At 61.7% G+C, this 13,064-nt stretch carries 9 protein-coding genes; 2 read left to right on the forward strand and 7 right to left on the reverse strand.

Going from position 1 to position 13,064, the window contains the following annotated elements:
* Positions 1-242: 242 nt before the first annotated feature.
* Genes FIV38_RS16820 through mexE form a run of 3 tightly spaced genes read right to left on the reverse strand, consistent with a single transcriptional unit; the run spans position 243 to position 6,097 of the window.
* The gene (locus tag FIV38_RS16820; RefSeq protein ID WP_070996246.1) at positions 243-1,658 is read right to left on the reverse strand and encodes an efflux transporter outer membrane subunit; all 1,416 of its coding nucleotides are present in this window, start codon (positions 1,656-1,658) and stop codon (positions 243-245) included.
* Positions 1,655-4,834 (reverse strand): efflux RND transporter permease subunit, encoded by a 3,180-nt coding sequence (locus tag FIV38_RS16825; protein ID WP_092236484.1) that lies wholly within the window; start codon positions 4,832-4,834, stop codon positions 1,655-1,657. The genes FIV38_RS16820 and FIV38_RS16825 overlap by 4 nt, the downstream gene beginning before the upstream one ends.
* A 15-nt stretch (positions 4,835-4,849) precedes the next feature.
* Positions 4,850-6,097, reverse strand: a complete 1,248-nt coding sequence (mexE, locus tag FIV38_RS16830; RefSeq protein WP_092237450.1) for a multidrug efflux RND transporter periplasmic adaptor subunit MexE — start codon at positions 6,095-6,097, stop codon at positions 4,850-4,852.
* Between the two features lie 881 nt (positions 6,098-6,978).
* Between mexE and yddG the strand changes: the two genes are divergently transcribed.
* Entirely contained in the window at positions 6,979-7,869 is an 891-nt protein-coding gene (gene yddG / locus FIV38_RS16835; RefSeq protein ID WP_092236487.1) for an aromatic amino acid DMT transporter YddG, read from the forward strand.
* Here yddG and FIV38_RS16840 read toward each other — a convergent pair.
* Together FIV38_RS16840 and FIV38_RS16845 are read right to left on the reverse strand one after the other, a co-directional pair.
* Positions 7,866-8,822, reverse strand: coding sequence for a bile acid:sodium symporter (locus FIV38_RS16840; protein WP_092236491.1), 957 nt, complete (start codon positions 8,820-8,822; stop codon positions 7,866-7,868). The two genes, yddG and FIV38_RS16840, sit on opposite strands and share 4 nt — an antisense overlap.
* Positions 8,819-9,910 carry a helix-turn-helix transcriptional regulator gene (locus tag FIV38_RS16845; RefSeq protein ID WP_092236494.1) on the reverse strand — a complete coding sequence of 364 codons (1,092 nt, stop codon included), beginning with the start codon at positions 9,908-9,910 and terminating at the stop codon, positions 8,819-8,821. Before FIV38_RS16845 ends, FIV38_RS16840 begins: the two co-directional genes overlap by 4 nt.
* 100 nt (positions 9,911-10,010) lie before the next feature.
* Here FIV38_RS16845 and FIV38_RS16850 point away from each other — a divergent pair, with 100 nt between their 5' ends.
* Positions 10,011-11,015, forward strand: coding sequence for a hypothetical protein (locus FIV38_RS16850; protein WP_092236497.1), 1,005 nt, complete (start codon positions 10,011-10,013; stop codon positions 11,013-11,015).
* 21 nt (positions 11,016-11,036) lie between these two features.
* On the opposite strand, the gene FIV38_RS16855 is transcribed toward FIV38_RS16850, so the two are convergent.
* A complete protein-coding gene (locus tag FIV38_RS16855; RefSeq protein ID WP_029290593.1) occupies positions 11,037-11,663 on the reverse strand; it encodes a LysE family translocator in 627 nt (208 codons plus the stop codon).
* Positions 11,664-11,758: 95 nt separating this feature from the next.
* Positions 11,759-12,991 (reverse strand): carbohydrate porin, encoded by a 1,233-nt coding sequence (locus FIV38_RS16860; RefSeq protein WP_029290595.1) that lies wholly within the window; start codon positions 12,989-12,991, stop codon positions 11,759-11,761.
* Positions 12,992-13,064 lie beyond the last annotated feature (73 nt).

Here is a 13,064-nt window from a genome sequence, read left to right on the forward strand (position 1 = left end):
GATTCGTTGATTCATGGGGGACTCTTGGTTCCAGGGCATGATCAGATACCTCCTGACCATGCGTATTAACCTGTAAACCATGTCCCCGGTTAGAAATGTAAACGATGTCCCCGGTTTGTACCGGGACAAGCCCCCTCGCCACAAAAGCCGCCGCAAACACCAGAGCAAAAAAAGCCCCGTGACCGAATGGACCACGGGGCTAAAAATTGGCTGGATGCGACCAACCAAAGGAGCTCTTTACATCACTTGAGGGTGGCGACCACCGTGTCTGGCTGCCAGCCACCACCCAATGCCTTGTAGATCGCCACGATGCCGCGATACAGGTCCACTTCGGCCAGGGCCTGGGCGTCTTCGGCCGCCAGGCGTTCACGCTGGGCGTCGAGCAGCACGAGGAAGTCGGCGGTGCCTTCGCGGTAGCGGATCTCGGCCAGGTCGGCCGCAGCACGGCTGGATTCGCTTTGGCGGATCAGCGAGATCAGGCGCTGTTGGCGTTTGCCGTAGTCGCTGAACGCGTTCTCGGATTCTTCCAGCGCCAGCAATACTTGCTGCTCGTACGTCGCCAGGGCGCCGTCGGCCTCGGCATCGGCGCCGCGCAAGCGGGCGCGCACGCTGCCCAGGTCAAAGGCGGCCCAGGTGATGCTCGGGCCCAGGGCCCAGGCATTGGCGGCAGACGAGCCGATCTGCGAGCCCCGGCCGGCGGTAAAGCCGAGGAAGCCACTGAGGCTGACCCGCGGAAACAGGTCGGCCTTGGCCACGCCGATACGCGCGGTGGCCGCTGCCAGTTTGCGTTCGGCGCTGAGAATGTCCGGGCGCCGTTGCAGCAGTTGCCCCGGGTCGCCAATCGGCAAGGCCTTGGCAATCGCCGGTAGGTCGGCCGGGCTCAGGTCTACCGTGAGTTTGTCCGGGCGCTGGCCGAGCAGGGTGGCGATGCGGTTGCGTTCGCGCACTTGTTCGGCCTGCAATTGCGGCACGCTGGCTTCAACCGCCGCCAGGCGTGCATCGGCACGTACCACGTCCAGTTGGTCGCCGACGCCGGCATCGCGCAGGCTTTCGGTGATGGTGCGCGAATCCTGCTGGTTCTTCAGGTTGGCCAGGGCGATTTTTTCCCGCAGTTGCGCACCGCGCAATTGGCCGTAGGCGTCCACCAGTTCGGCAATCATGCTGACTTGCAGTTGATAGAGGTCGGCTTCGGCGGCTTGCTGGTCGGCGTCGCTGGCCTCCAGGTTGCGCTGGATGCGGCCAAACAGGTCCAGCTCCCAGGCCATGTCCAGGCCCAGGTCATAGCGCTCGCTGTTGACTCGGCGGGTGGTCTGGCCCGGGATCTGCCCTTTGGCCAAGTCGCTGCTGGCGCGGCTGGTGATGGTGGGCATCGCGTCATTGCTGGCGTCATCCCGAATCGCCCGGGCGGCCCGCAGGCGGGCAAACGCTACGCGCAGGTCGCGGTTGCCGCTCAACGATTGCGTCACCAACTGGTTGAGGATCGGGTCCTCGAACTGCTGCCACCAGATACCTTCGAACTTGGCGTGGTCGTACTGCTTGGCATCGGCGGCGGCCGTGATATTGGCCGCCTCCAACTGCTGGGTTTTGTAGTCCGGGCCCACGGCACAGGCGGCGAGCGCCAATACCAACAGGCTCGGCAAGAACACTTTCACACTCATTGCTGTGTCTCCAGCTGCAAGGCCTTGGCCGCTTTGCGTGCATCGCTGCGCTCCACATAACGGCGGATCAACACGTAGAACACCGGCGTCAGCAACAGGCCGAAGAAGGTCACGCCGATCATCCCGGAGAACACCGCCACACCCATGGCGTGCCGCATCTCGGCACCCGCGCCGCTGGAGAACACCAAGGGCACCACGCCCATGATGAAGGCGAACGAGGTCATCAGGATCGGCCGCAGACGCAGGCGGCAGGCTTCCAGCACCGCAGCCAGCGGGTCGAGGCCTTCTTCCTGTTTGTCCTTGGCGAATTCGACGATCAGAATCGCGTTCTTACAGGCCAGGCCCACCAGTACGATCAAGCCGATCTGGGTAAAGATGTTGTTGTCGCCACCGGACAGAATCACCCCGGTAATGGCCGACAACAGCGTCATCGGTACGATCAGGATTACCGCCAGTGGCAGGCTCCAGCTTTCGTATTGAGCGGCCAGTACCAGGAACGCCAGCAGTACGCAGAGCGGGAACACGAACAGTGCGGTATTGCCCGAGAGGATTTGCTGATAGGTCAGGTCCGTCCACTCGTAGGTCATGCCGTTGGGCAGTTCTTCCTTGAGCAGTTTCTCGATCGCCGCCTCAGCCTGGCCCGAGCTGTAGCCAGGGGCCGCGTTGCCGTTGATTTCGGCGGTGATAAAGCCGTTGTAGTGCATCACGCGGTCCGGCCCCGAGGTGTCGCTGACCTTGATAAAGGTCGCCAGCGGGATCATTTCGCCCTTGTTGTTGCGCACTTTCAGCTGGCCGATCTGGTCTTCGTCGAGGCGGAACTGCTGCTCAGCCTGCACGTTGACTTGATAGGTACGGCCGAAGCGGTTGAAGTCGTTGGCATACAACGAGCCCAGGTAGATCTGCAGGGTGTCGAAGATGTCGCTGATCGCCACGCCGTGGGTCTTGGCCTTTTCACGGTCGATAGCCGCATCGACCTGGGGCACGTTGACCGTGTAGCTGGTGAACAGGCCAAACAGTTCAGGCACGTTGTGGCTCTTGGCGATGACGTTCTGCACTTCTTTGTACAGTTCTTCGTAGCCCAGGTTGCCGCGGTCTTCGACTTGCAGGCGGAACCCGCCAATGGTGCCCAGGCCCTGTACCGGCGGCGGCGGGAAGATCGCCATGTAGGCTTCCTGGATATCCGCATACTTGCCGTTCAGTGCCCCGGCAATCGCCCCGGCGGACATGCTCGGATCCTTGCGCTCGCCGAAGGGCTTCAAGGTCACGAACACGATGCCGCTGTTCGGGCTGTTGGTGAAGCCGTTGATCGACAGGCCCGGGAAGGCGATGGCGCTTTCCACGCCGGGCTGTTTCAGGGCGATGTCGGACATGCGCTTGATCACGTTTTCGGTGCGGTCCAGGCTGGCGGCGTCCGGTAACTGGGCGAAGGCCACCAGGTACTGCTTGTCCTGGGCCGGTACGAAACCGGTCGGCGTATGGGCAAACCCGAAGAAGGTCAGCACCATCAGGCCGCCATACACGAACAGCGCGATACCGGTGCCGCGAATCACCCGGCGCACGGTGCCCACATAGCCATGGCTGGCTTTTTCAAAAAAGCGGTTGAATGGACGGAACAGCCAGCCACCGAAGAGCTTGTCGAGGAACCTGGAGAACCGGTCCTTTGGCGCGTTATGGCTGCGCAGCAACACCGCCGCCAGGGCCGGCGACAGAGTCAGGGAGTTGAATGCCGAGATCACGGTAGAGATGGCAATCGTCAACGCAAACTGTTTGTAGAACTGCCCGGTCAAGCCGCTGATAAAGGCGGCCGGAATAAACACCGCACACAGCACCAGCGCCGTGGCAATGATCGGCCCGGTCACTTCGCTCATGGCTTTTTCCGTGGCCGGGAAGGGCTCCAGGCCCAGCTCGATGTTACGTTCGACGTTCTCCACCACCACGATGGCGTCGTCCACCACGATCCCGATGGCCAGCACCAGGCCGAACAGCGATAGCGCATTGAGTGAGAACCCGAACAGGTGCATCACCGCAAAGGTACCGATCAATGACACCGGCACCGCGACCAGGGGAATGATCGACGCACGCCAGGTCTGCAGGAACAGGATCACCACCAGGACCACGAGGATCAACGCCTCGAACAAGGTGTGGACCACCGCCTCGATCGAGCCACGCACAAACACGGTCGGGTCGTAGGCGATGCGGTAATCCATGCCTTCAGGGAAGCTCTTTTTCAGCTCCGCCATTTTGCTGCGCACATCATTGGAGATGTCGATGGCGTTGGAGCCCGGCCGCTGGAAAATCGGAATCGCCACCGCCGGCTGGTTGTCGATCAGGGAGCGCAAGGCATATTGGCTGGAGCCCAGCTCGATGCGCGCAATGTCCTTGAGGCGCGTGATCTCGCCGTTGTCGCCGGCGCGAATCACGATGTTTTCGAACTCTTCCTCGGTGACCAGGCGCCCCTGGGTATTGACCGACAGCTGGAAGCTGGTGTCATTCGGCGCAGGCTGCGCGCCCAGGGCACCGGCGGCCACCTGGCGGTTTTGCTCGCGAATCGCGGTCACGACATCGCTGGCGGTCAGGTTGCGCGAGGCGGTCTTGTTCGGATCGAGCCACACCCGCAGGGAGTAGTCGCCCATGCCGAACAGCTGCACATCACCCACACCACCCAGGCGTGCCAACTCATCCTTGATATTGAGGATCGCGTAGTTGGACAGGTAGAGCATGTCGTAGCGCTGGTCCGGGGAGGTCAGGTGCACGACCATGGTCAGGTCGGGGGAGGCCTTGTCCACGGTGATACCGATGCGCGTCACTTCTTCAGGCAGTTTTGGCTGAGTGCGCGTCACACGGTTTTGCACCTGCACCTGGGCGTTATCCAGGTCGGTACCCAGGGCGAAGGTGATGGTCAGGGTCAACTTGCCGTCGGCGGTCGACTGCGAGGACATGTAGAGCATGTTCTCGACGCCGGTGATCGCCTGCTCCAGCGGTGAGGCCACGGTTTCACCGATGACTTTGGGGTTGGCGCCCGGGAAGTTGGCACGCACGACCACGGTCGGCGGTACCACCTCCGGGTATTCGCTGATCGGCAACTGGAACAGCGAGATCGCGCCGGCGATCAGGATCAGCAGTGAGAGCACCGCTGCGAAGATCGGCCGTGATATGAAGAACTTGGAAAAATTCATCTTGTGTGTAGTCCCTTAACCGCGTGGAATCGCGACACTGGCGAGCTTGGGCGCGGCTTTGTTGTCCGGCGTCACTTGCTCCAGGTTGCTGGCTTCAAGCGCTTGTCGTTGTTGGGCCAAGGCGGCGAGGGTGGCCTGGCTGGCCATCGGGATCGTTTGCGGGGCGACTGGCGATCCTGGGCGCACCCGCTGCAGGCCCTTGACGATAATGGTGTCGTCCTTGCTCAGGCCGCTGCGTACGATGCGCAAGCCTTCGATCTTTGGCCCCAACTCAACGGCGCGGTAGGCGGACTTATTGTCGCCATCCATCACCAGTACGAATTTCTTGCCAAGGTCGGTGCCCACGGCCTCGTCGGTGATCAGCACGGCGGAGTAGGTGCCGCTGCCCACCAACTTGAGGCGCGCGTACAGGCCAGGGGTGAAGCGCCCGTCGCTGTTATCGAACACGGCGCGACCACGGATGGTGCCGGTGGCCGGGTTGACCTGGTTGTCGACAAAGTTCATCTGGCCCAGGTGCGGGTTGCCCTCTTCGTTGGACAGGCCCAGGTACACCGGGGTGGTCGCGCCGCGACGGCCCTGGCGCGCCAGTTCGGTGTACTTGAGGTACACGCGCTCATCGGCATCGAAGTAGGCATAGACCTTGTCGGTGGAGACCACGCTGGTCAGTTCGGTGACGTCGGCGGTCACCAGGTTACCGGCGGTGATCGCTGCGCGGCTGACACGGCCACTGATGGGCGAGGTGACGCGGGTGAAACTCAGGTTCAGGCGGGCCAGGTCCAACTGCGCCTGGATCCCGGCCACGGCGGCGCGGGCTTCCTGGGCGGCAGTGGTACGGGAGTCGGCCAGCTCGGCGGAAATCGCATTGCTCTGGCGCAGGCGCTCGCCACGCTGGGCTTCGTTGTCACTGCGCGATGCGGCGGCTCGGGTCTGTTGAAGCTGGGCTTCAAGGCGCCGCACTTCGGCCTGGAATGGACGTGGATCGATCTGGAACAGCAGGTCGCCTTTCTTCACCAGCGCGCCTTCGGTAAAGGCTACCTGGTCGATCTGGCCCGACACGCGTGGGCGGATCTGTACGGTTTCCGGGGCTTCGAGGCGGCCGGTGAACTCGTCCCACTCGTTGACGGGTTGCTCCAGCACCTTGGCAACGCTGACTTTGCTGGCGGGCATGGCGGCCGCTTGCTCGGGGGCCTTGCCGCATGCGCTCATCACCAGCACGGCCAGAAGGGCAAGGGGATAGCGCAAATGTTTGAGTGACTGTTCCATGAGGTGCATCCGCCAATGTATTTGAGATGGGCGGATCATGCTCGGCGGTGTGCTATCTCACGAATCGAATGAAACAAAGGTAACTATCATTCGGAATGATATAAGCCTGGGGAAAGCCCTCTAGCATGGGGTTTTCGTTAGGGTGCTATCAATCCCGTTGATAGCAAAACACCTTTGCGCGATCTGCAGCCAATCTCGAGTGCCTACCCTGAAGATATTCCCTGTGGGGCTGCGTCAGTTCAGCCAGAGATGCATCAACTGACCTATCGCCATCGCAGGCAAGCCAGCTCCCACTTTCGTTCTGTGGTGTGGCCAAAATATCCAGCACTACCAAGATCCCCTGTAGGAGCGGGCTTGCCCGCGAAAGCGGTGGTTCAGTCACCATCTCTGTAGGCTGATGTACCGCCATCGCAGCATAAGTATCTACACAACTTTGCCGCAACGCCTAGATCCAGGCAGATAGCGTAGTTGTGGCGAGCGGGCTTGTCCCGCGCTGGGCTGCGAAGCAGCCCCAATAAGACGAATGCGTTGTACCAGATACACCGCAGCGGCTGGTTTTGGGGCTGCTTCGCAGCCCAGCGCGGGGCAAGCCCGCTCACCACAGGGAAGTTCGTCAGTTTCTGAAAGTTGTGTAGATACCTATGGCCATCGCAGGCAAGTCAGCTCCCACTTTCGTTCTGTGGTGTAGCCGAAATATTCAGCACCACCAAGATCCCCTGTGGGAGCGGGCTTGCCCGCGATGGCGCCCGCTCAGCCAGACAAGCATCAACTGACCCACCGAGCTCCCGCAAGGCGACAAGCAATACCCCAGCGTGTACCGTTGCCGCCTTTGTGCCGCAGGTGCTGTGACTGTGGCTGTGGACATTCTTAGAGAGGCATCCATGCAGATCAGGGGAGAGCGGGCCGCGACGGTGTGTGGTTTGGTGGCAATCCTTTTATGGAGCACCGCCGCCGGGTTGATCCGCAGCGTCAGCGAGGTGTTCGGGCCCCTGGGCGGCGCGGCGCTGATCTATACGTTGGGTGCGGTTCTGCTGGTGTCCTGGCTCGGACGTCCACGCTTGCGCGCCACGTCCTGGCCTTACTTGATCATGGGCAGCGGGTTGTTTGTGGCCTACGAGGTCTGTCTGTCTCTGGCCCTGGGCTTTGCCAGCAGTCGCAACCAGGCCATTGAATTAGGTGTGGTGAATTACCTATGGCCGTGCCTGACGGTGCTACTGGCGATTGTCATGAATGGGCAAAAGGCGCGCTGGATCATCGTGCCGGGCAGTGCGTTGGCGTTGTTTGGCATTCTCTGGGTGGTGAGTGGCGATGGCCTGGCATTGGCAACCATCGTCGCCAATGTGCAATCCAACCCGTTGAGTTACAGCCTGGCCCTGGGTTGCGCGATTACCTTTGCCTTGTATTGCAACGTCACACGGCGCTACGCGGGTGGGCAAAACCTGGTGGTGCTGTTTTTCATCCTCACCGCAGCGGTGCTATGGGTCAAATACGGCTTGAGTGCCGAAGTGCTGCCGGCCTTTAGCCTGGGCAGCAGCCTGGAATTGCTGGCCACGGGCATCGCCATGGCGGGTGGTTATGCCCTGTGGAATATCGGCATCCTGCGCGGCAACCTGACGTTGCTGGCGACCGCGTCCTACGGCGCGCCGGTGTTGTCATCGGCCTTCGCCGCGCTGTGGCTGGGCGCCCACCTCACCCCGCAATTCTGGCAGGGCGCGGTGCTGGTCACGGCAGGTTCGCTGCTGTGCTGGCACGCGACGCGCGAGCAGGCCTAGGCCCGCCAGACCAGGGCCGGAATCACCCGGATATAGATCAGTTCACAGACCAACTCGATCAATGTCTGGGTGATGATCGCCGCCGCAGCCAGCATGCGCATGTCTTCGGGCAAGGCCAGTGCCAATGGCAGGACCACCAGCGAGTTGCGCGTGGCACTGCTGAAGGTGACTGAACGCGCCGTGGCCGCCGGCAGCCGGAAGGCCCGTGCCGTCAGGGCGCCAACCACAGGTGCGAGCAACATGAAGCCCAGGTACACCGGGATCACTGGCAACAACTGCTCGATCTCCCGCGCCACGAACGCGATCTGCGAGCCAATCACCACCAGCAACACGGTCGCCATGGCGGGCACTGGCATCCACGCCCAGCCCTGGTTCCAGCGCGCAATACCTGGCGAGCGCCGCGCCCCGGCACACGTCAGTACCGCCAGCAGCAAAGGTATGGCGATCAGCAGCACAAACGCCTCGACAAACGGCCCGAGGGTGATCGTTACCGCAGCCTCACTGGGAATAACTGTCAGGTACAACGGCAGCAGCGCCAGTTGCAGCAACAGCAGCAAGGGCGTGGCGGCCAGGGTCAATCGGGCATCGCCTTTGCCAATATGGGTAAACACCACCACGTAGTCGATGCAGGGTGTCAGCAGCACCAGCAGCGCGCCGAGCAGGATCGCCGGTTGGTCATGCAGGCCAAGGGTAAGCGCCCAGACGAGCAGGGGGATCAACACAAAGTTGGCCACCAGCAACGCTGCGATGAAGCGTCTGTTGGCCAGGCCCTGGCGCAGTTGCAGAAACGGGATTTGCAGGAACATCGCGTACATCAACACCGCAATCGCCGGAGTGACGAGGCCGCCCAGGCCCTGCGCAGCCTGAGGGGCGAGCAAGCCGCCGACGGCGGCGACGATGACCACCACGAAATAGATCGCGATCTGGTGCTGCTCAAGCTGGTCTCGGTTCACGGAGTGTCCTTTGGCGCGGTTTCATTGCTGGCGTAAAGCGTGACGGCGCGCAGCAGAGTCTGGTGTACGTGGCTGCGCAGCGTGGCCGGGGCCAAGACTTCAATATCCGCCGCATTGCTCAGCAAAAACAGGCGCAGGCCCTGGGTGTCGTAGAGGCTGCAACTCAAGTCCCAGTGCTGGTCACCCTGGGGCACGATCACTTGGTCGTCGGTCAGCGGGTTCTCGCTCAAGCGATTATGCAGGTTGGCACTCAGGCGCAGCTTGAGCGGCACCGGTGCCTCGCCATGGATGGTCATCAGGTGCTTTTGCGCGTCCAGCGAATTGACGTCGTAATGCGGCGGGCCAGGCACATCCAGCCAACTGGTCTTCACGGCCAGCATGCGATGCAGCATCAGCGCACACAGTGTGCGCGGCCCGTTGCTGCTGTACTTGCCACGCTGATCTGCAGGCACGTACCCGGCCGGCCAATGCTCCTGCTCCACATACGCAGACAGATAGACATTGGAGTCCTGATAGGAGAGGGCCAGGGGTTTCAACAGGTACCGACATTCGACGCCGCCTGCGTCCCTGGGCAGGTAGGTCACTTCCAGGGACACGTCTTCGAGGATCGCCGCTTGAATCGTGGCCAGGTGCGCGGGGTCGTGCTTGCCCGGCTGGAGCAGGGTAAACCGCGTGCCGCTGGTGATGCGTTGGGACCAGGCCAGGGGGCGGGCCGAATGCTTGGTCATCTCCGACGCCGCGTATTCGCGCAGTTCACCGAGCTGTTCGGTATGGGCGTTGAACCCGAAACGCTGGGCATGCTCGAAAATCGCTGCCAGGGTCATGGCTTCGGTGGGAGAGAGCGTCAGGTCAAAACTCTCGCGCCCGGACTTCCAGTATTTGGCCTTTTTATCCGGGCCTTTTTCCCCCACTGCCACCAGTTCGGTTTCGGTCAGGGCTTCAAGATCACGCAGGGTGGTTTTGCCATGGAGGCTGAAGTCATCGAACCACTTGCACAGCGCTGTATGGATGTCTGCGGTCTTCATCGACGTGCCGCTGCGCTGGAGAATCTTGCGCAGCGCGGTGCGGCGTCGGTGATAATTGATCATGGCCGATACTCAAAGACAAAAAGTGGGTTTATTCGCTGGGACTATGTGCTCGCTGGCAAGCAAACCCGCGATTTAGAGCGCCAGCCCACAGGAGCATTTCATGAACTGCAAAACCTATCTAGCCCTGCCACACGTTATTGCGTTCACGCGCTGGTTGGCCTCGGAGCTCGAATCCCCGGTGCTGTTCAAGCATCAGTACGTCAACCGCAAGACCGGCGTGCATTGGTCGTGCAGCAGCTTGTACAACGCATTCGAACACTATCGCTGGAACCACCCGGGCAATGCGCGCCTGGACTTTGCTCCAGGCACCAGTGCGTTCAGCAACGGCAAAGCCCTGGCAGCCTTGGGTAAAGACCTGGTGGCGGCTGCCGGCGACGACGCTCGTAGCGCAGCAGCGGCAAGTGATGTGATGCGCTGGGGTGGTGTCACGGCGCACAACGTGGACTGGTTGCAGACAAACAAGGTTGGCCTGGCGAGCATGCTGCAAACCATCGTGGCAGCGCTGGACGCCGGTGATGAGCGTGCATCGGTGTTGCGCTCCGACCAGTTGCGCTTCAACGCCGGGATGACCAAGGTGTATTCCCTGCTGTGCAAGGACTTCATTATCTATGACAGCCGCGTGGCCGCAGGCCTGGGCTGGTTGGTGGTGAAATACTGCCATGCACACGGCCTGGTAAAAGTACCGCGGGACCTCTGCTTCCCCTGGGCCAAAGCCAAGGAAGACAAAGATGCCCTCGCGCCAAAACGCCGCAATCCCGGCGGCGATGGGTTCAAGTTCACGGGTTTGCGCTCCGGCCACCACCACGCCATGTGGAACCTGCGCGCCAGCTGGGTGCTCAGTGCCGTGCTCAAGCATCCAGACGCTGCCGGCAGCCGCTTCCAGCAGGTGGCGGCGCCGAATGATCCATTGCGTGCCATGGAGGCGGCGCTGTTTATGATTGGCTATGACCTGGGCCAGGAAGCCGAGGCGCCATACCAGGAATACAGCGCCGAGTTTGCCGAGAAGATCCTAGCGGCTGCCCGTGGGAATTTTGTCGAGGTCAGTGCCGATGACCTGATTGCGCAGTTGGATGACATGCTGGCCAAGGCACGGGTGCCAGGCTAGCAATAGCATCTTTAGGCCGGTCTATTTTTGACTGAGTGCCGCCACCGAAAGCCCGGACGCGACGAAGGTCAGTCCGGCGCCCACGTTCAGGCCATTGACCACTTTTGGCTTGCGCTGCAGCCAGGTCGACAGGCGCGTCGCAAAAATCCCCATGAGCGCAAAGCCCAGTGCGGTCAAAGCGGCGAACCAGGCACCGTAGACCATCATCTGCACGGTGACCGAGCCCAATGACGGGTTGACGAACTGGGGGATGAATGCGAGCACAAACAGCCCCGGCTTGGGGTTCAGCGCCGCCGACAGGAAGCCAGTGAGGAAGATGCTTTTGAGCGGTTGCCGCGCCGCCGGCTTGAAGTTGATCAGGCTGCGCGAACGCAGGACCTTGATGCCCAGCCATAACAGGTAGCTGGCGCCGATTACCTTGACCACCCAGAAGGCCACGGCGGATGTCTGCATCAGCAGGGTCAGGCCCAGCGATGCCGTAGCCACGTGAAACAGAATCCCGGTGCCTGACGCGATCCCCGAAATGGCTGCGGCCATACGCCCTTGGCTCAGGCCCCTGGCGATTGCCAGCAGATTGTCCGGTCCGGGGGAGAGCACCAATAACAGGCAGGCAGCGCTATAAGTCAGCCAGATATCCAGTGGGAACATTACGACAGTCCTTTCGTCAACGGTTCAAGTCCGCCATCGTGTTCCAACCGGATAACCCGGATCAAGCTTAATTCAACTGCCTGAAAGCTTGCGCTTCAGAACGTCGCCTTCACTTGCAGGCCCAGTATCAGCGCGTTGTCGATCTTCTCCCCGGAAAACGCCCCCGGTTCAATGATGTATTGCACATCCGGGCGCAGGATCAGCCAAGGCGTGGCTTGGTAGCCGTAACTCAGTTCGAGCAACTGTTCGGCACTGTCCAGGTTGGGGAAAGCATTGTCGCTGGCTTCTGCGGCCTGTTGCAGCACATCGCGGCTGCGTGGGTTGGGCACCGCACGGCCATATCCCAGGGCAACGGTGTCCCGTGGCCGGCCGGCGAACGGTTTGTACAGCACCAGGCCGGCGCCGTACCAGCGGCTGAATGGCGACGCTGCCTTGCTCGCGGCCGAGTACTGGCCGAACGCATGCAAGGTGCGGCCCTCCGAGGTCTGGGAGTTCCACAGGGCCTGGTCGATCAGCAGATAATGGCCGCCGCGGCCGCTGACGTGTTTATCGCTGCCGATGCGTTGCACGTTGGAGCTGTCGTAGTAATAGCCGAGCTTGTACTCGCCGGGCAGTTCGCTGGCGTGCTTGTAGACCAGTTCGATGGGCACTACGGTGCCGGTGGTGTGCTTGGGCCCCACATGCCAGGCGCGGCTGGAGTTGCCGTTGCTTTGCGGGTCGACATTGAACGCCGCCACGCGCAATTGCCAGGCCGGCGAAAAGTCATACTTCACCCGCGCGCCCAGGTGTGCGTTGGGGTAATTGGTCCAACCGCTGCCGCCGGACATGTTCAGCGGGTGCCCGCAGAAACCGGCGTTCATGAAGTTGCACAGGATCCCGCTGTCGAGGCCGCCCAGATCGTTGCCCATGGCCATATAACCGAGCTTGAGGTTCAGCGCCGGGGTGAACAGGGTGCGCTCATAACTCAACTCGGTAAGGCGGGTGTAGAGCCCACCGTAGTTTTCCTGGATCGGCAGGCGGTTGCCCACCAGATCCTCGGAGGCGCTATTGCCACGGCGGTCGTTGACCGTCAGTTGGATCTTGTCACCGTTGTGCAGGCCATACAGTTTGCCCAGGTCCAGCTGCACGCCAAGCTTGATGTTTTGCGAGTAACGCGCCGACCGATGCTGGCCGCCATGGGCGTTATAGGCGGTTTCGCCGCTGTAGTCGCCGGTGAACTTGATGCCTTGCTCGTCGAGCTGATGGCGCAGCCCACCCCAGTCGCCGGTGAGGGTGCTGCCGTAGGCGGGCAATATGGCGCCCAGCAGCAGGCTGCCGAGCAAGCGGATAGAGAGAGTATTCAACGCGAGGTCTTCCTGGAAAAATCACACTATCAGTGGGAGCCGGGAAGTCCGGCTCCCA

Origin of the sequence: Pseudomonas proteolytica, from assembly GCF_007858275.1 — a bacterium.
Classification (GTDB): Bacteria; Pseudomonadota; Gammaproteobacteria; order Pseudomonadales; family Pseudomonadaceae; genus Aquipseudomonas; species Aquipseudomonas proteolytica.